We start from the raw sequence: 17809 nt of genomic DNA, 5'->3' as shown, positions 1-17809 counted from the left end.
GCGGGGAAGGGCGTGTTCTGCGCGAACACCGTGATCGTGTAGGTACCGGGCGCGGGCCGCCGATCCGGACGGCCTCGACCGTGTTGGCGCGGTCCAGCGGGAGACCGGTGAGTTGCGCCACGGCGCTGCGGTCGAAGCCGGGGACCTTTTTGTCGGCGTGCTCTTCGTTGCCGACGTGAATGGTGCCGTCGGGTGTGGTCACCGCGAGGTCGCCGGGTGATCCGCTCCCCCGAGGTCTCGGCGGGAACGACCCCCCGGTAGCGGTGCGTCCGGTCCTCAAGGATCGCCGCGATGCGTTCGGCCTCCGGACCGGTGTCGAAGTAGACGGCGATGCGGTACTGCCGGTCGAGTGCTCCCTCGGGGTCGATGCTGCCGGACATCGTGGTCTCGCTTTCGGAGGGTGGTGGCGCCGGTGGGCGTTTCGGCGTCAGTCCTCCCGGTCGTCGGTGTGTGCCCAGACCTCGGCGACGGGTGCGGCCCGTGCGGTGATGCCGTCGAGCAGCCGAAGTTGGGTGCGCTTCTCCGCCTCGACGGGCGTCGATCCGTCGGCGAGCAGGGCGGGGCCACCGCCCGGGAGCGGCGTGAGCACGTCGGCGTACGGGCACGGGCCGATCTCTAGGAGGGGGCAGAAGGAGCACGAGCCGCGGGGGCGCGTCAGATGCCCGATGCGTTCGTCGTGACCCAGCCGGCCGGAGCGTGCCTCGTGCAGGAGTTGTTCGACGAGCAGTGGCCGGGCCTGCGCGTAGTCGTCGGGGTGCCCGGTGGGATGCGGGACGAACAGCACCCGGGCGTCGAGTTCCCCGCCGTCGTCGAGGGTGCCGTAGGCGAGCCGGATCTCGGTCGCCATCAGCTGCGCCAGGGGGGTGTCGGGGGCAGGTACGGGTGCCAGGCGATCGCCGAGTTCACCGGCGAACGCGTTGGCGGTGCTCTGGCCGAGCACGAGGATCACGGCAGGCAGCGACTGGAACAGCTGGCGCAGCAGGTGGCGGCGGGTCCGGAAGCACTCGCCGACGATCCCGGCGCGCTGGTCGTCGGTCATCGGCGGAAGGGCGGGGTCGTGCGGATCGGCTTGGGTGGTCCACTTGGCCGAGGCGCAGGCGACCATGTTGCCGTACGACAGGTCCTCGCCGACGGCGAGCGCACCAGGGTCGAGGCCCAGTTCCGCGCCGAGGGCGTCCAGCAGCTGCTGGTAGACGAGGTACATACGCTGCGGCTGCTCGCGGACCGGGATCGCGCGGCGGCCCAGCGCGTCCTCGGGAACGGTGAGCGGGACCCCGGCCAGGGGATCGTCGTCGGGTCCGCCGCCGAAGGCGCGATACGCGTCGTCGGGCAGCTCGGGCTTGAACACCCCTCGGTGTCGGAAGTAGTGCGCGTACTGGCGCACGGAGTCGAAGTCGGGGGTGAGCGAGCCGTGGCTGTCGGGCCACCAGCCCGGGAGGTTGGGGTTGATGCCGACGGCGAGGATCGGAGCCTTGCGGCAACCGGACAGCGGTTCCGGCAGCGGGGTCATCCGGCCGGTGTAGTGCGAGGGCCGCACGATCGAGGCATCCGGCGGCGGCCCGTCGGCGTCATAGTCGTAGGCGTGGTAGGTACCCCACGAGCGGAAGTAGGCGCACGGATGGGGCCCGGATCCGGCGTACTGCGAGGTGCGTAGCGCATTGCACGGCATGAGCTCGAACAGCAGCTCGACCTCGATGGGGAGCCGGGTGACGGCCGGCGGGTCAGGCATCGTCGAAGCCCGCCTCGGAGAGTCCCGCCAGCAGGCCCCACGTGGTGAGCGCGCCGCAGACGCTGGTCCAGTAGCCGTACGACTGGTAGTAGGACACCGCCCACATGGTCTGCTGGTTGAGGCGGAAGTCGTGAGTGGGGAGTTCGCCGTTGATCTGGGGGTCGGACATGTTGCGGACCACCACCCAGTCGGGCACGTGATCCGCGCCCGCGGCGGTGAGGTCGGCAATGGTCAGACCCAGCGCCGCGTCGCCCATCTCGACGGCCGCTCCCTCGTGTTCCAGGCCGTTCGTGGACGTGCCGTACTCGAAGTAGTCGGTGGTCAGGATCGGGTGGAAGGCGGGCATGTCCTGCGCGCCCTGCTCGATGCGGACGGTCGGGTCGTTGTCGGGCGGCTTGAGCAGCGGCCCGACGAAGGGGAAGCGGGTGGACGGCGGGCCGAGCGGTGGTTCGGTGAGCCGGTCGGCGAAACCGCGCATCAGCTTCTGCGCGTCCTCGATCCGGCCGAGCGGGAGGGTCCAGTCGCTCTTGAACGTCCGACCGTTGAAGTCCTCGTTACGGAACTCGTTTTTGCAGCGGAACTTCGCCGCGCGCGTGACCACCACGTCGCCCAGGGGGAAGTCGCCGAAGACGCTGCCCGAGGTGCCTATGGTGGCGATCACTCGCGGCCGGGCCTCCTCGATGATCTGCTCGAAGAAGTCCCGGACGGGCAGGGTGGCGGTGCCTTCGCCGGTCTTGATGCCGTCCTGGTTGAGGTGGAGTTCGGACTTCACGCACAGCACATCCAGGTCGCCGAGCTTGACGGGGAAGTACGAGCCCAGGCGTGGCGGGCGGGCGGCGAGCGAGGGCGCTCCGGCTCTGATCAGCGGCCGGTAGTGCTCCTCGAAGCGGCGGGTGTACCGATACCAGTGCAGCCGATCGAAGCCGTGGGTGAACACGTCGGCCAGGGCATCCTGTTCGTCGACGGTCCAGGTGATCACGACGACGTCGGCGCGAGGCAACGCGGCGTCGGGGGACGGTACGACGTCGAAGGGCTGTGGGACGGGTGCGAGCCCGTCGGGGAAGACGATCCCGAGGTGGGCGGCGAGGACAGGGCCTCCCGGCGCCTCGGCCAGGTCGGGCGACAGCTCGAGGTCGGCCGGGGTGATTCCGGCGGACAGCAGGGCGCGGGCGATGTCGACCCGCTCGTCGAGGGTGTCCATGGTGCTGCCTTTCGCATCGTTCCCGTTCGGTCCGGTGTCCGTGTGCCGGTACCTCGTCGAGGGCGTGCGCCTCAGTCGGGGTCCGGGAGTTGCTCGCACACCCGGTAGGCGTTGGCGAGAAGCGTCAGGGTGGGGTTCGAGGCGCCGGCGGTCGGCATGAACGCGCAGTCGAGGACATAGAGTCCGGAGACGGTGTGCGACTGGCAGTTCTCGTCGAGCACCGAGGCGTCGGGATCGGAGCCGGCGCGCAGCGTGCCCTGCACATGCCCGTAGCCGGGATTCTCCGCGCCGGGAACGTCGTAGCCGCGCAACTCGCCGCCCGCGTCCTCCATCACCCGGACGACGCGATCGATGGCGTAGCGAGCCGCGGCCAGGTCGTAGGCGTGGTGCCGGTACCAGATTCGGGCCGCAGGCATGCCCCACGGGTCGGTGACGTCGGGGTCGAGTTCGACCCGGTTGTCGTACAGGGAGAGCGCCTCGCCGGTGAAGGAGAAGTAGACGCCGCCCTGGTGACGCAGTTCCTCAAGGTAGGTGTACAGGTCCTCGCCCCACAGGCCGCCGCGGCCGGGTCCGAGCGCGGCGCCCTTGACGAGCCGGACCGGCGGCACGCACGTGTAGGGGTCGTACACGGAGAACTTGCCGGCCTTGGTGACCGGGGTGGCGGGGTCGTCGACCACGTACAGGTCCCGCAGTTGCAGCGAGCCGATCGCGGTGGCGGGCTGCTGGGCGCCGTCGCCGGTCCACACGGGCTGGAGCGGCAGGGTGACTTCGGCGTTTCCGTGGGTGTGATAGGTCAGATAGCGGCCGATCATCCGGTTGGGGTCGGGCACCTGCGACACGAGGAACAACCGCGCCGACTCGATGGTCTGGATGGACACCAGCACCTGGGATGCACCCAGGAACCGTTCGGGTCCGCCGGGCTCGGTGCGGTACATCACGCCGCGCACCCGCCCGTCCTCGTGCACGAGCCGGGTCACGCAGTGTCCGGTCAGCAGGTCGCACCGGCCGGTGGCCAGGGCGCGCTGGAGCACCGTGTTCAGCGCGGAGGCCCGTGAGTTGAGACCGCAGCCGAAGAACTGGTTGTAGCCGCAGAACGAGCAGGCCGGACGGCCGTCGCGCACCCGGGAGTTGATGGCCCGGGGGCCGAGGTAGGGCCGCATGCCGGCGCGGCCGAACGCCTCGGTCAGGAACGGCACGGCCGCGTGCGGGCGCAGCGGCGGCATGGCGTAGTCGTAGCCGGCCCGTATCGGCTCCTGAGCCGGGGACTGCCGGGCCCGCCCGGAGACGCCCCATTCGTACTCGGCCCGCTCGAACCACGGCTCGAACTCGCGGTAGGTCCACGGCCAGTTCACCATGTCCGCTTCGGGCGGCACGTCGTGCAGGTGGTCGAGGACGCGGAAGTCCTCCTCGGTGTAGCGGGGCACGTTGGCGTCCCACACGTTCGTCGCGCCGCCGGCCATGTTGACGTTCCACCAGCGCTCGACCCGGGTGGGCTGGTCCTGAGCGGGGCCGGCCATGTAGATGTTGGGGTCGGTGTCGCGGTGCGGGATCAGCGCCTTGTGCGTGTGGAAGTGGAGTTCGTCGTAGGGAAGGAAATCGTCGGCGACCGGGAGCGGGCCCTTCTCCAGCACGGCGACGCGGCGTCCGCGCGCGGTGAGCACGCGGGCCGCGGTGCCGCCGCCCGCGCCGGCGCCCACGACGATCGCGTCGTATCCGCCGGGTGCGGTGGTCGTGGCGGTCATGAGTCCTCCCCGGGCCGGTCGGCGGTCGCGGTGGTGGGGCGGGTGAAGGGTGTCGCGGTGGTGGGACGGGTGAAGGGTTCGGCCGGTGTGAGGTAGCCGTACCAGCGCCAGATCACCGCTTCGCGGTTGCCGCCCCAGCGCGGGTCGCCGAAGCAGCCCTCGATGCAGTGGGCCCGCAGCAGGGCGAACGCGGCCGGCTGCGCAAGGGCGGCCGTGGGCCAGTCGGGCAGGGTCCCCGCGGCCAGGTCGAGCAGCAGCGCGGTTGCCTCGGCGCGGTCGAGTTCGGCGACGCCGCGTCCGCCGTGCGCCTGTTGCGCGGCGGTGTCGAGCGCTGCGAGCAGCACCGGGTAGGCCAGGCGCCACGACGGAATCTCGGGATGCGTCTCGGGGCCCATGGCCAGGAGCCGGTCGATGTATTCGGCGGCGTCGGCGTCGGCCGCGCCGGGCCGTCGGGGGCCGCCGGGCAGGACCGCGTCGAAGAGCACCTCCACGGCGCGCCGCTGGTCCTTGTCGAAACAGCCGGTTTCGGGCGGTCGCAGGAGCCACATGGTCAGGCCTTTCCGGTGGTCCGGGTGGCCCCGTCCGCGCTGTCCGGGTCGTCCGTGCCGCGCGCGGGGTCGGCGGCGTCTGCGACATGCGCGTTGTCGAGGGCCTCCTCCATCGCGCCGACGATGGCCGCGTAGGGCCCTATGTCCGGCGGGCCGGTGTGGCGGACGATGGAGAGCACCGTCGCGTCGTCCGCGTCGGTGAGGTGGCGGCCCAGTTCCGGATACAACTCGTCGTTCTCGCGCACCGCGTGCGCCCGGAAGAGCAGGACGAAGCCCTCCGTGCAGCGGCGGAAGTCGGAGATCGCGGAGGTCACGTCGCGGGGGTCGCCGTTCTGGATCCGTCGCCAGGCGACGCGGATCGTCTCCCAATAAGCACGGGCCTGGTCGTGCTGGTCGAACATCCAGCGGGCGTGGTCGGGCGGCATGCCGCGTGCGACGGCCAGCGGCACGATCGCTTCCTCAGCCTTCAGGTGCGCCTGGTCCGCGAAGTTGGTGAGCGTGTACACGAACATGCCCATCGCGGTGCGCACCCCCGGCGGGATGTCCTGTGCCTGGTGCACCGAGTCGAGCGCCTGCACGATGCGGCTGCCGCATGCGAATATGCGTTCACCGAGCAGGTGCTCCTGTTCGAGGAACTCCTCGAAGGCACGGCCGCTGTCGCGGACCGATTCCCCCTGCCGGGTGATCACCGCGGGCTGGAACTCCTTGCCGGGTGGCGACGGCTTGAGCACGCCTCGCATCCCGGCCGCCTCGGCAGCGAGGACTTCGATGAGGTTCTCCCCGACGAACAGGCACCGCTCGATCGGTACGCGCATCTGATCGGCCGCGAAGTGGTAGATGGCGGGCTCGGGCTTGTCCACCTTGGCCTCGTGGTTGATCACGATGCCCTGCGGGTCCAGGATGTCGGCGAGGTGGACGACGCTGCCGTCGTGCTCGGTGACGACGGCCTCGGCAATCATCCGACGCCCCTGCTCGGCGCTGACCTCCGCGGGCAGGTTGGTGATCACGCCGAGACGCAGCCCCACCAGATCCCGCATGGCGTCGAGCAGCTTCTCGGTGCTGGGTCGATACAGCGCGAGATGACCGGGCCGGTCGACGTCGCCGAGGGTGTCGCGCAGGTCGAAGAAGACCACGTCGCAGTCGACGGTGGTGGCGGGCATGGGACGCCCCTTCCATGGATGTGTACGAGCGGGACGGACGCGACGTCGTGGGGCGCGCCAGTTCTTCCCAGGCGCACAAGGCTGTCCGGATGCCCTGAGGCCACGGCGACCCGATGTCTCGTCGGTCCGGGACGGCCGGCGACCCGCATGCCGCCTCGCCGAGAGCACCCGACACGCACCACTGCACAAGGCTCAGCCGCAGATTCGGGTGGCTGTGCTTCGAGAGTCACTCGCCGACGGTTGCCCTGCCGGAGCGCTGTCGTCCTCCCGGACTCCGGACCGCACACGTCACCGGCACGCCGCAACCGGGGGTGGCGGTCTCCGGGAAGCGACACCAGCCGGCCGGTGGCGGGGTCACGCACCGGTGTAAGCGGGATCGGTTCTCGGGTTCCCATCCGGGCCTCCTGCCCGCACACCCATCGACGGACAATCATCTCAAATCATAACGAAATAGGTCGAAAGCGGCTATCGCTGCACGCCTGGCCGCCGTGGAGGCACCAGCGGGCCCTCGGTGAGCCCGTGCACGGTGACCGCTTCGCGGCCTGTCCCTGGTCGATGCGAACCCGACGTACACGACTCGGTGTTGAGCCACCATGGCCCGCCGGCTCGCAGTCAAAGTGCTCAAGGACGCAGATAATCCCGTCGAGTTCGTGACAGCCGGCAGTCAAACGCCGACGACGCGAGCCAGTGGCCCATCGGTGGTGCGGCGGGTGGGGAGACGGCGGGAAGCTCACGATGCCGAGTGCCGTACGGGGCCAGGCCAGCAGAACGGGGCAAGGGGCGTGGTCCACGGCGAACCGGCCGCCGGGACCGAGGCCCCGTGGTCCGAGGTGGATGCGCCGGCCGCCGCGGGCCAGGATGAGCAGGTCGGCACCTTCGGCGGCGACGACTCAACTCGGCCCCGGCTCCCTTTCGGCCTTCTGTTCCGCCCTCGCGTTGATCTTCAGCACGAGGGCGGAACAGTCCACCAGCGTGTCGGCGATATCCGGCTGCCGGACGCAGCCTCACGACCGACGGCATCCACGACCTCAGCAGCGACGGTCGGGCAACGAGTCCGGATGGCCTTGTTCATGGTCGACGGGCATCCTGCCCTTGCCGGCAAGCCCGTCAGCTACACCGGCCTCGATCCACTCCTCAGTAGTACATGAACGTCGGGATCAGGCCGCCGCCGCTGGCATTCGGTATCGTTACCAGCCCGCCGGCGCCGACGCCCCTGCTGTTCGCGACGTTGACCACGTCGTAGACCGAGCCGTAGTTGCCCATCCAGTGCCACGAGGGGTCACCCGACTTCTGGGCCTTGCAGGCGTTGGCGAGCTTGATGCCTTCCTGGGCAGTGAGAACTTGGTCAGCCCGCGGCGTGTAGCAGCTGGCGTTCGGCGTGGTCGGCGCCTTCGGCGCGGGTGCGGCGGGAGCCGGAATCGCCAGGCCTATCAGCAACGCCCCGGGCGCGGCCGCGATGGCGAGGGTGCGAAGTCGGTTCATGGTTGACCTCCCTGGCTAGCCACCTGTCTCGGAACCGAGATCTGAACCGACCGTAGAGTCGCCAGGTCTATACCGCCATTCGGATACACCCATTCGGGTGATGTCGAGGCGTCGATGAGGGGGGTGCTTTTGGGCGTGGGGGTGGCGTCTGACCTGGGGTGTTGTTGGTTGGTCGAGAAGGCCGGCGGGGGTGTGAGCTGGGGTTGCCTGTGGTGTGTTGAGGGGCTGGTGGCTTGTTGACGTTGGCGTCTGGGTGTATGTAGCTGTGGAGTTCAACTCGGCTGCACCAACGCGTGATCGTGTCGCTCACCGGTTCGGGAATGCGGCCGATCACCCGGAACGCGTTCGGCGGTATCCGTCGGACATGACGGACGCGGAGTGGACCCGGCAGCGGCCACAACGACGCACACACCCGGACCACCGCGCCCTGTAGAGCGAACGACCTCTGTTCCTGGTTCACCCACCACACGATGTCGATGAACGCCTCGTCTGGGTCGCTGCCGTGCGGGTAGGTGCAATACCCCACGGTGTCGAGTGCGGCGTCGTCAACGCACATCAGCGCCTTCCGCCAGGCCGCGGCGCCGGCGGCGAAGGCGGCGACCGCCCCTGTGGCGTCCCCGATGACGGAGTGGTCGGCGCGGGTCAGCGCGTGCCCGCCGGCCGTGTGGTCGGCGCGCAAGGTCAGCGTCTCGCCGTGGTGGCTCAAGCGCCATGCGATGGTGGCGAAAGGCGGGGGCCAGGGGTGCGGGCAGGAGGCGGCGTCGCGTCCCCAGTCGCCGGTGCCGACCAGGAGCGTCGCGCGAGACCCTGGCCTGTTCACGCGCCGCCGTACCGACCAGCAGTCAGGCACCGTCAGACACCGGCTCCCAGAGATACTCCTCGTCAGTCATAGGGCCGACCTTGGTATCCGTCCCGTCGCCGCTTTCCATGGCGGGCCCTGTCATACGGTCGGCGAGGCGCTTGTGGCGAAGTCGGACTGCTCCAGCAACGGAGACAGGCGGGACGGTGTCGTCATCGGAAAACAGGCTCACCGGCCGGATCGCGCGTTGGCGAACGACGTCATCACATCTCATCCAGCAGCCAGCAAACGGCAGCCGACGAGCGTCCGTAGATCATTTACGGGACATCCCTTGGCTACGAGTGCGCTCCCCACCAGATGTGGGTGGAAAGGGGGATGCCGACGTCCGGGTCGGTCGCGGAATTGGAGTTGAAGACCGCTACCGTCCCCGGAGAAGTTCGCAGGGACCAGGGAATCGTGTCGGCATCGAGCCAGTTCGGATCGTCGTTGTCCCACCAGGGAGGGCCAGATCACCGACCGGTACAACGCGGCGGTGGAGAACCTCGGCAACACTCCCAGGACGTCCGTCTGGGCGGCGTCTACGCCCTTCAGCGCATCATGCAGGATTCCCCGCGCGACCAGCCCACCATCGTTGATGTGTTGGCGGCGTACGTCCGCGCCCACGCCGCGCAGTCGAAGGGAGCTGACGGTGACCCGAAGCAAGGCCGGCATAGGCCGCCCAGCGATGTCGAGGCGGCGCTGTCGGCCCTGCGGGACAGAGACAGCCGCCATGACGGCGGCGCACACCTGGATCTGAGCAGTAGTGCCCTCACCGACTCGGACCTGCACGGCGCGGACTTCCACGGCGCGATCCTCAACCGCGCTGACCTGTACTACTCGGACCTGGTGGGGGTGAACATGCGCGGTGCGAAGTTGGGCGGGGCCGTCCTTAGCCACTCGTGGCTCCTGCGCACGGACCTGAGTGGCGCGATACTGCAGGGCGCAGACCTTGGGTGCTCGTCGCTACGCGAGGCGAACCTGGAAGGCGCCCGCTTCGGCGGCGCCACGCTGGGTGGCGGTGATCTCACCGGCGCGAACCTGGCTCATGCAGACCTACGGGGTGCGGATCTCAAGGCAGACGACGATGGGGACGACGCGGTGGTGAGCGTTCAGCAGTTGCTGAGTGCCAGGCTCGACAGCACTACCGAACTGCCTGCCGCATTGGCGAAGGACCTGATGATCACCGGAGCCACCAGGGGGAGCCCGCAGCATGACCGGCACCACGCAGGCCCTTGGCGGGTCGGCTGCAGTCGACGATGCGGCACAAAGTGTCACGCGCCCGTTCTACGTATACGCCGTGCTCGCCAACTCGCTGTTCCAGCGTGGCGTATTCGTCCTCTTCCTTCAGCAGCGAGGCTTCTCCGCCGGGCAAGTGGCCCTCCTTCAGACACTGCTCTACCTGGTCAGCGGACTTGCGGAGTTGCCGACGGGAGTGATCGCCGACCGAATCGGCAGGCGTGCCAGCATCGTGATCGGCCAGGTGCTGATAGCTGGATGCCTGCTCGGTCAGGTGACGTCCTCCAACTACTGGGTGTTCCTGACGCTGTTCATCGGGCAGGGCGTGGGGATGGCATGTGTATCCGGTTCGGACACCGCCCTGCTGTACGACCTGCTCGTGCGTCGTGGTGCAACAGCCGGCTACGTCAAGATCAAGTCCCGGTTCACCATGCTCGGGACGGTCACCTCGGGAGCCGCCATCGTCCTCGGCGGCCAACTGCAGCAGCTTTCCTGGGGAATCGTCTACGTCGGTTCGGCGTCGTGCCTCGTCCTGGCCGTGGTGGTGCTGATGTCACGGGTGCCCGAGATCCGCGGCGCGGACGCGGTGGACGAGCAGGACGGAGCCGAGGAGCACGGCGACGCCACAGCATGGCGGGCGGTGCTTCGGGTCGCCACGCCGGCACTCGTGACGCTTGTCGTGGTGTCCGGATTGATGCATGCGACTTTGACGCCGTACATCATTTTTACGCAGAAGACCCTCTCCGATCAGGGAGCGGGCACCGCATTGGTCAGCATGGTCATAGCGGCGGGATTCTTCACCGGCGGGCTCACTCCGCTGCTGTCGGACCGCGCGGACCGGCGCATCGGGTATCGGGTCATCGTCCCGGTGTCTCTCCTGACGCTCGCCGTGGCGCTCGGCCTGAGCGGCCTCGGCCTTGTCTGGGTCACCATCGCCGCGTTCCTGGTCCTGGTCGGGATTCCCGAGATCACCGCCGTGATCGTGGACAACGTGTTCAACGAGGCAGTGCCGTCGCGCCACCGGGCGAGCCTGCTGTCGATGATCGCATTCGTGGAGTCGGCGCTCATCGGCATCGGCTATCTCGTCCTCGGCGCGCTCATGGACGGGCTGGGCTCCAGTGTGGGCATGGCCACCTACGCCGCAGTCCCCCTGCTGGCATGTCTCCTGTGGCTCCCGGTGCTCTTCCGAGGGGCACGGGTGACCACCGAGATCGAGAGACCCGCCGACCAAAAGGCATCCTGAAACAGACCATCTCGCGCAGCCCCCTGCCCGGTGGCAGGGGCGCTGCTCGTTGACATGTCGCTCCCAGTCGGCGACGGAGCAGATGCACGTGGATCCCCTGGCAGGACGGTTCTCACCGCAAGATCGTCCGCTGAACCAGAGACTTCACGTTGGTCACCTATGCTGCCACGCTCGATGTCCCGCACCACATCGTGGTGCACCTCCCCCGGTTGCTCGCCGCGCATCGACGTCCTCGCCGCTCAAGCCCCCGACCTGCACGAGGTGTTGAACCGCTGCCGCGAAGAGGAGATGAGTCACGTGATCCTCGACGGCCTGCCCACCCAGAATCGGCCACTGCCACGCAGGTCACCAAATGTCGTCCCCGCCGGCACGGGGGTGTTCCAGTGGCGGTGCCGCCCTGGACGTCGTGGCCGCAACGGGAGAGAAGGCCAGGCCAACTCCGAAGGCTGGACGCTCCATTGCTACCGAAACGGTCATGAGGTCAGCGGTTGCCGTCCGTGGAGCCGGCGGAGCTGGGGTCGAGGGCTGTGGGACTGGCGGCGGTGTGCGTGGTGAGGTTTTCGCCGTCCTGGGCTGCTCAGCGGGTTCCCGCACGGGCACGGAGCTGTTCCGCCAGCCGCTCGAGTTCGGCCGCCGTGGCAGGCGAGGGGTCGTTGAGTCCGCTGTGCACGGCCGTCGGGCTCTTCAGGAAACGCCGGAGCACGGCCACGAGGAGCCCTTGCGGCAGAGCCCGCAACGCGGCGAACGCGCGAGGTACCGGCGGCGTCTCCATCGCGGCGAGGTTCTGCCGCATGAGGTGGAGCATGCCGCGGACCGCGTCCGGGTCGTCGGCCAGCGCTACCGGGCCGCCCGCCGCGCGTACCGCCTGCCCGAGCGGGACCTCGAACGCGGCGTGCGTCCTGAGCCAGGCATCCATCTGCGGCTCGGCCTTGGCGTTGATCCCGGCGGTACGGAACGTCTCCACGATCCGTTCCAGTCGCGGGGTGGTACGGCCGTCGGGCTCGCCGATCGGCATCGCGACCCGGCGGGTGATGAAATTGTTCTTGCGGTAGCGGACCACGTCGCCTTCCATCGTGCCGCCAGTCGTGGGGAAGCCGAGCAGCACCCGCTCGTGGCCGATCACCGCACCCAGCGTCTCCGGCCCGGCTGCCCAGTTGAGCAGGAACAGCACGTCACCTTGGACACCGGCGAGTGATTCCAGCACTGCATCCACCTGGTGGGTGCGAACGAAGACGGCGATCAGGTCGTACCCGCCGTCCGGGTGCTCGACCGCCGGTACCGGCACCCGCCTGACCGCTGGACTGCCTTCCTCGGCGAGTTGCACTCCGTGCCGGCGCAGGGCGGTCAGACGCTCGCCCCGGGCGAGGAGCGAGACGTCGTGGCCGGCCTCATGCATGCGGGCGGCGAACAGGCTGCCGCAAACCCCGGCGCCGTACACGAGCAGCTTCATGACAGTCCTCTTTCATACGTTCGCTTGATTCATACGTTCGTTTCATTCAAACATATGTATAGTCCCTCGTGTGGCGACCCCAGACACCCGCACCCAGATCCTCGACGCGGCCGAGCACCTCTTCGCCGAGCACGGATACCGCGGCACCTCGGTCCGCGCGATCACCAAACTCGCCGGAGCGAACCTGGCCGCCGTCGGCTACCACTTCGGCTCGAAGGCGGAGCTGATGGCGGCAGTCGCCCGCCGCGTGGTCGAGCCCATCACCGCTGCCCAGTGCGCCGGGCTCGACAAACTGCTCGCCCGGACCCCCGACCCACCGGTCGGTGAACTGGTGGAGGCATTCGCGGGGCCGCTGTTCGACGAGATGCCGGCCGGCGACGAGGGCGGCGCCCGGACGTCCCGGCTGATCGTGACGATCCTCAGCGACCCGGCCGAGGAGGCACGCAGCTGGACCGGGCCGGCCGAGGACTCGGTCCGCGAGCGCTACTTCGCAGCCTTCGCGCGCGTACTGCCCGGCCTTTCCCCGGAGGAGCTGTGGTTCCGGATGCGGGGGATCTTTGCCGTGACGGCCGTCGACCGCCTCCAGGTCCACCAGCAGCCCTCCCCTGGCTGCGCGTCCCCGATAGCGGGCGAGGCGTCCCGGCGATGGGCGATCACGTTCCTGACGGCAGCGATGAGTGCGCCTCCGATCCGGCCCTGACGACCCAGGACAGACGCCGGCGGAGCAAACTGTCCTGAGCGTTGTGGGTCGGGTGGCCGGTGCCGTCGAGGGTGAAGTAGCGAACAGCGGTGAACTGGGCCTCGATCCTGTTCAGCCAGGAGCTGTTGGTCGGGGTGCAGACGATCGCGATGCGTACGTCCGCCGGGTGGCTGTGACGTTGTTCAGCGGCCCGGCATGTCGGCTTCCAGCGGCCCCAGTTGGCGAAGGTTCCGTAGCTTCCCGACGACGTCCTCAAGTGGCCCCGGTTGTTGGCTGCGTGGCGCATCAGCCCGGCCAACTCGCCGCCCCCTCGGCCGCGGGCGCCCCGCGCCCGTCTCCGTTCACCCGGTCACGGCGTCATCGCCTCCCAGGGCCGTACCGCCGCGCCGCTTCCTGCGTACGACGAGCACTCCGACCACCGCTGCCAGCACGGCAGTTGCGGCCGAGGCACCGGCAACAACTGTTCCCGGCCGGTCCAAGAAGCCGCTCGCCTGCTCCTGCGGCGGGCTCGGCAGCCGTCGGCCTCGGCATGCCGCGGGCACCGGCGCCGCTTTGGCGCCCTCCGTCACCTGGAACAGGAAGCGGTTGGTCTGCGCGTCGCCGTCGACCGCCAGCACCGTGTAGGTGAGGGAGTCGACTCCGGCCGGCAGCCCCCGCACGGCGGCACACACGGTGGAGCCCGGGACCACGACGGGTTCGCCGACAGGCACCGGTTTGCCGTCGGGCCCGGCGGCGGAGACCTTGGGCACGGTTCCCTTCAGCAGGGTGCCGAACGTCAACGCGATGACCTGGGTGTCCGGCCCGACCTTGGCGCCGGGAGCCGGTGACGCCGTCTGAAGGGCGGTGTGGGCGTAGGCCGGCGTACCGCCGGCGCAGAACAGCGCGCAGCCGGCCGCGCAGAGCACGGCCGGTGCCCTCAGAAGTCGAAGTCCGCGCATGCGATGCGGTTGTCGAGAGCGTCGCTGGGGTGGACCACGATGGCGACCGCGCCCTTGCCGGTCTTGCGGTCGTTGTTCACCGTGGTCATCCCGATGCCCTTCGTGTCGGCCTTGAAGGCCAGGTGCACCTCGTTGGGCGGCATGGCGGGGCCGCCCTTGACGAACTGGAAGTGCTCGCCGCCGTTGTCGGCCGAGCAGTGCTGGGCGTGCAGATGCGCCATGTAGGAGGCGCCGGGTTGCAGACCCGTCAGTTTCACCGTGACGGTGGTTCCCTTCGGCCCCTGCGCGAGCCACGCCGTTCCCTTGACGTGGTCCAGTCCCGGCGGCCGGGTGTCCAGCAGCTTGAACGTGCCCTCGACCACGGTGGCGTGGGCCATCTTGTAGGCGGGCGTGGCCGAGGGGTCGCCCATCGCCATGCCGGACATGTCGTCCATGTTGTGGGCGGTGGCGGTCGTCTTCGGCTTGGCGGCGGCGTGGTCGGACGATCCCCCTCCGCAACCTGCGAGGAGGGCTGCCAGGGCGGTCACGAGAGCGGTGCCGAGGGCGAGCCGGGGCGCGCGGCGAAGGGGGGCGGGCGCCGACGGGGTACCGGGCGTGGAGAGGTGGGCGGACGTGCGGTGGTACATGGAACTCCCGATCGAGGGGCAGGGGAGCACGCGCCGTCGCCTGCACAGGGGCTGGCGGGCGTATGCCGAGCCGGATGGACGGACTTGCGCACGCGGGTGCGCGCGCAGGTCCTGGGCGTGACCCGGCCCGCCCCCTGTACCCGTCTCCGGGAAGTCGCGTCGGACTTCAGAGGGGTACGGCGGACAGCGGGCCGGTAGTCTTCAGCAGTGAGCGGACTGCCGAACCGGCCCGTGGCGGGCCCCTGCGGATGACAGCGTGCCGCAGTACGGCGGAGGTGGCGGGCGGCGCCTGCGCGGTGGCCTCGGCCGGGCGGCGGGTGACGCGAGCGCGCCGACCGGGCACCGGGCCCGCGAGCATGCGGCTGACGCGTCGCAAGGGAGCCAGCAGGGTGACGGCAAGGGCCCGGGCCATCCGGTGGGCCGCCGTCTCACCGCGCCACAGCCAAAGGCCGCAGACGACGGCGGCCAGCAGATGTGCCAGGAACATTCCGGCCGAGCCCTGGTGCAGCAGCACCGATCCCGTCGGCAGGAGCTTCGCAGCGCCCGTCGTCCCGGTGTGCGCCATCGCCATACCGGAGGGGTCCATCTCCATGCCCGAGTGGCTCATGCGCATGACCATGCCGGATCCGGAGAAGCCCATCGCGTGGTTCATTCCGGAGGCGGCCGCCCGTCCGGACGCACCGGACGGCACCCGGACGAGTGCGTGGGCCAGGTCGAACCACAGGTGCAGCAGCCCTTGGGCCACCGCCGTGACCCCGACCACCGTCGGGGCACCGCGTTCGCGCCCCGTAAGCCGCCAGGCCACCGTGGCCGTTCCGGCGAACGCCGCCCCCAGCGCCCACCAGGGCAGCAGGTCACCGGACATGAGGGAGTGCCCGAGCGATGTCGTGACCACGCAGACGGCCGCGAAGACGCCCGCCCGCAGCGGACGCAGGCCGACGCCGTTCGCTGCGGCCGACGTCGTGCGGGACGCCGGGCCGGGCACGCCGCCGCGACTCCTGAGGGGCACCGGTCAACTCCTGGTAGGGATGGGCTCGTTGTCTCTTACGGAAGGGAACGTCCCCGCGTTCAGGCCGGGCTGGGGTGCGTGTCGGCGCTCACGACGTCCGGGGCGTCCTGGTGTGCGAGCGGCTGGGCCTCGTACGTGATGCGGATGACGCCGTCGGCATGGCGTTCGGTGCGGGCGCGGACGCCGAAGACGTCCGCGAGGATCTGCGGGGTCAGCACGTCGAGGACCGGTCCCGCCGCGACCACGGATCCTTCGTACAGGACGGCCAGGTGGTCGCAGAGGCGGGCGGCCAGGTCGAGGTCGTGCAGGACGGCGAGGGTGGTGATCCCGGTGGCCCGGATGAGGTCCAGCAGCTCGAAGCGGGCCCGGATGTCGAGGTGGTTGGTGAGTTCGTCCAGGACCAGGAGCCGGGGGTTCTGGGCCAACGCGCGGGCCAACAGCACGCGTTGGCGTTCGCCGCCGGACAGGGATGCGTAGTCGCGGTCCGCGAAGGGCCGTACGCCGCAGCGGTCGACGGCGTCCGTCACGGCCCGGTGGTCCTCGGCGCCGTCGCGGCCCAGCAGGCCGTGGTGGGGGGCGCGGCCGAGGGCGACGATCTCGGTGACGGTCAGGCCCGTGGTGTTGCCGCCCGCGTCCTGGAGGACGGCCGCGGTACGGCGTGCGGCGGCCCGGGGGGACAGTGCCCAGACGTCGTCCTCGCCGACCCGGACGGCGCCGTCCGCCGGGCGCAGCGAGCGGTAGACGGCGCGCAGCAGGGTGCTTTTGCCGCTGCCGTTGGGCCCGACGAGGCCGACGATGTCGCCCTTGCGGGCTTCGAGGCTCACGTCGCGCAGGATCGGGGTGCGGTCCAGGGTGATGTGGAGCTGGTCGACGGTCAGTTTCATGCGGTCAGTCCAGACCCTTGTTGCGGCGCAGCAGCCACAGGAAGAAAGGGGCGCCGAGGAGGGCGGTGAGGATGCCCAGCGGGAGTTCGTTGGGGCGGTCGAGGGTGCGGGAGAGCAGGTCGACGAGGACCAGGTAGACGGCGCCGAGCAGGGCGGTCAGGGGCAGCAGGCGGCGGTGGTCGGCGCCGGTGGTGAGGCGTACCAGGTGCGGGATCATCAGGCCGACGAAGCCGATGCTGCCCGCGACGGCGATGACGGTGCCGGTCAGCAGTGCGCTGAGGACCAGGAGGACGGCCCGCAGCCGGTTGACGTCGACGCCGAGGGCAGTGGCGGACTCGTCGCCGGCGAGCAGGACGTTGAGGCGCCGGCCGAAGAGGGACAGGAGCGTGGTCGTGACCAGCACCACCACCGCGACCGTGGGGAGTTGGTCCCACTGGGCGCCCGCGACGCTGCCCAGCATCCAGAACATCACCGTCCGCAACTCGGTGGGGGTGGCCTGGAGTTGGACGAAGCTGGTGGCCGAGAGGAAGACGTATCCGACGGCGACGCCCGCGAGCACCAGCCGGGTCGGGGCCATCCGTCCCTTTCGCTGCCCGAGTGCGAAGACCAGCGCACCGGCGGCGACGGCGCCGAGGAAGGCCGCCGCCGACACGCCGAGCCCGGCGAGCGCGGCGCCCCCGCCCAGGGTGATGACGAGGACGGCGCCGAGCGTGGCGCCGTAGGAGAAGCCCAGCACGATGGGATCGGCGAGCGGGTTGGACACCACGGTCTGGAGCACCGCGCCGGACACGGCGAGGCCCGCGCCGACCAGGGCCGCCAGGACCACCCGCGGGGTGCGGAAGTTCCAGACGATCTGGTCGAGCGCGAGGTCGGAGGGCGCCGGTCCCGCCCCGGTGACGTGATGCAGGACGATCCGCCACACGTCACCGACCGGGACGTCGACGGCGCCGATGCTGATCGCGACGATCATCGTGGCGACCAGCGCGACCGGCAGGAACGTGAACGCCAGCGGGACCCTGAGAC

The 17809-nt window shown here is 70.0% G+C and carries 14 protein-coding genes and 2 pseudogenes; 3 read left to right on the top strand and 13 right to left on the bottom strand.

Going from position 1 to position 17809, the window contains the following annotated elements; genetic code table 11:
- Positions 1 to 427 precede the first annotated feature (427 nt).
- From SSP29_RS28525 to SSP29_RS60040, 7 genes and pseudogenes are all read right to left on the bottom strand, one after another.
- On the bottom strand, positions 428 to 1729 hold the full coding sequence (locus SSP29_RS28525; protein ID WP_089103664.1) for a hypothetical protein: 1302 nt from the start codon (positions 1727 to 1729) through the stop codon (positions 428 to 430).
- On the bottom strand, positions 1722 to 2930 hold the full coding sequence (locus SSP29_RS28520; RefSeq protein WP_089103663.1) for a hypothetical protein: 1209 nt from the start codon (positions 2928 to 2930) through the stop codon (positions 1722 to 1724). Before SSP29_RS28520 ends, SSP29_RS28525 begins: the two co-directional genes overlap by 8 nt.
- 71 nt (positions 2931 to 3001) lie before the next feature.
- Entirely contained in the window at positions 3002 to 4672 is a 1671-nt protein-coding gene (locus SSP29_RS28515) for a GMC oxidoreductase (RefSeq protein ID WP_089103662.1), read from the bottom strand.
- Positions 4669 to 5220 (bottom strand): gluconate 2-dehydrogenase subunit 3 family protein, encoded by a 552-nt coding sequence (locus tag SSP29_RS28510; RefSeq protein ID WP_089103661.1) that lies wholly within the window; start codon positions 5218 to 5220, stop codon positions 4669 to 4671. Before SSP29_RS28510 ends, SSP29_RS28515 begins: the two co-directional genes overlap by 4 nt.
- A gap of 2 nt (positions 5221 to 5222) precedes the next feature.
- Positions 5223 to 6380 (bottom strand): HAD family hydrolase, encoded by a 1158-nt coding sequence (locus SSP29_RS28505; protein ID WP_089103660.1) that lies wholly within the window; start codon positions 6378 to 6380, stop codon positions 5223 to 5225.
- 1134 nt (positions 6381 to 7514) lie between these two features.
- Positions 7515 to 7862: a hypothetical protein gene (locus tag SSP29_RS60045; RefSeq protein WP_150135080.1), complete on the bottom strand. Its 348-nt coding sequence runs from the start codon at positions 7860 to 7862 to the stop codon at positions 7515 to 7517.
- Between the two features lie 412 nt (positions 7863 to 8274).
- Positions 8275 to 8877 (bottom strand): annotated as a pseudogene (locus tag SSP29_RS60040) (DinB family protein); the annotation flags it as partial.
- Between the two features lie 141 nt (positions 8878 to 9018).
- Here SSP29_RS60040 and SSP29_RS60975 point away from each other — a divergent pair.
- Both SSP29_RS60975 and SSP29_RS28475 read left to right on the top strand, forming a co-directional pair.
- Positions 9019 to 9759: pseudogene (locus tag SSP29_RS60975) on the top strand (pentapeptide repeat-containing protein); the annotation flags it as partial.
- Positions 9760 to 9910: 151 nt separating this feature from the next.
- Entirely contained in the window at positions 9911 to 11179 is a 1269-nt protein-coding gene (locus tag SSP29_RS28475; protein ID WP_150135079.1) for an MFS transporter, read from the top strand.
- A gap of 577 nt (positions 11180 to 11756) precedes the next feature.
- Here the strand turns inward: SSP29_RS28475 and SSP29_RS28470 are convergent.
- Positions 11757 to 12629 (bottom strand): ketopantoate reductase family protein, encoded by an 873-nt coding sequence (locus tag SSP29_RS28470; RefSeq protein ID WP_089103659.1) that lies wholly within the window; start codon positions 12627 to 12629, stop codon positions 11757 to 11759.
- Positions 12630 to 12699: 70 nt separating this feature from the next.
- Between SSP29_RS28470 and SSP29_RS28465 the strand changes: the two genes are divergently transcribed.
- Positions 12700 to 13329 carry a TetR/AcrR family transcriptional regulator gene (locus SSP29_RS28465; RefSeq protein WP_089103658.1) on the top strand — a complete coding sequence of 210 codons (630 nt, stop codon included), beginning with the start codon at positions 12700 to 12702 and terminating at the stop codon, positions 13327 to 13329.
- A 341-nt stretch (positions 13330 to 13670) separates the two neighbouring features.
- Here SSP29_RS28465 and SSP29_RS28455 read toward each other — a convergent pair whose 3' ends face one another.
- The 5 genes from SSP29_RS28455 to SSP29_RS28435 form a co-directional block, all read right to left on the bottom strand.
- Positions 13671 to 14267: a copper resistance CopC family protein gene (locus SSP29_RS28455; RefSeq protein WP_089103657.1), complete on the bottom strand. Its 597-nt coding sequence runs from the start codon at positions 14265 to 14267 to the stop codon at positions 13671 to 13673.
- A complete protein-coding gene (locus tag SSP29_RS28450) occupies positions 14246 to 14893 on the bottom strand; it encodes a superoxide dismutase family protein (protein WP_150135077.1) in 648 nt (215 codons plus the stop codon). Before SSP29_RS28450 ends, SSP29_RS28455 begins: the two co-directional genes overlap by 22 nt.
- 166 nt (positions 14894 to 15059) lie before the next feature.
- Entirely contained in the window at positions 15060 to 15902 is an 843-nt protein-coding gene (locus tag SSP29_RS28445) for a hypothetical protein (protein WP_150135076.1), read from the bottom strand.
- 59 nt (positions 15903 to 15961) lie between these two features.
- Positions 15962 to 16786: an ABC transporter ATP-binding protein gene (locus SSP29_RS28440; protein ID WP_089103656.1), complete on the bottom strand. Its 825-nt coding sequence runs from the start codon at positions 16784 to 16786 to the stop codon at positions 15962 to 15964.
- Positions 16787 to 16790: 4 nt separating this feature from the next.
- Positions 16791 to 17756 carry a FecCD family ABC transporter permease gene (locus SSP29_RS28435; protein WP_089103655.1) on the bottom strand — a complete coding sequence of 322 codons (966 nt, stop codon included), beginning with the start codon at positions 17754 to 17756 and terminating at the stop codon, positions 16791 to 16793.
- Positions 17757 to 17809 lie beyond the last annotated feature (53 nt).

Origin of the sequence: Streptomyces hyaluromycini, from assembly GCF_002217755.1 — a bacterium.
Taxonomy (GTDB): Bacteria; Actinomycetota; Actinomycetes; order Streptomycetales; family Streptomycetaceae; genus Streptomyces; species Streptomyces hyaluromycini.
The sequence above is the reverse complement of the archived record's forward strand: the minus strand, read 5'-3'. Positions and strand labels throughout refer to the sequence as shown.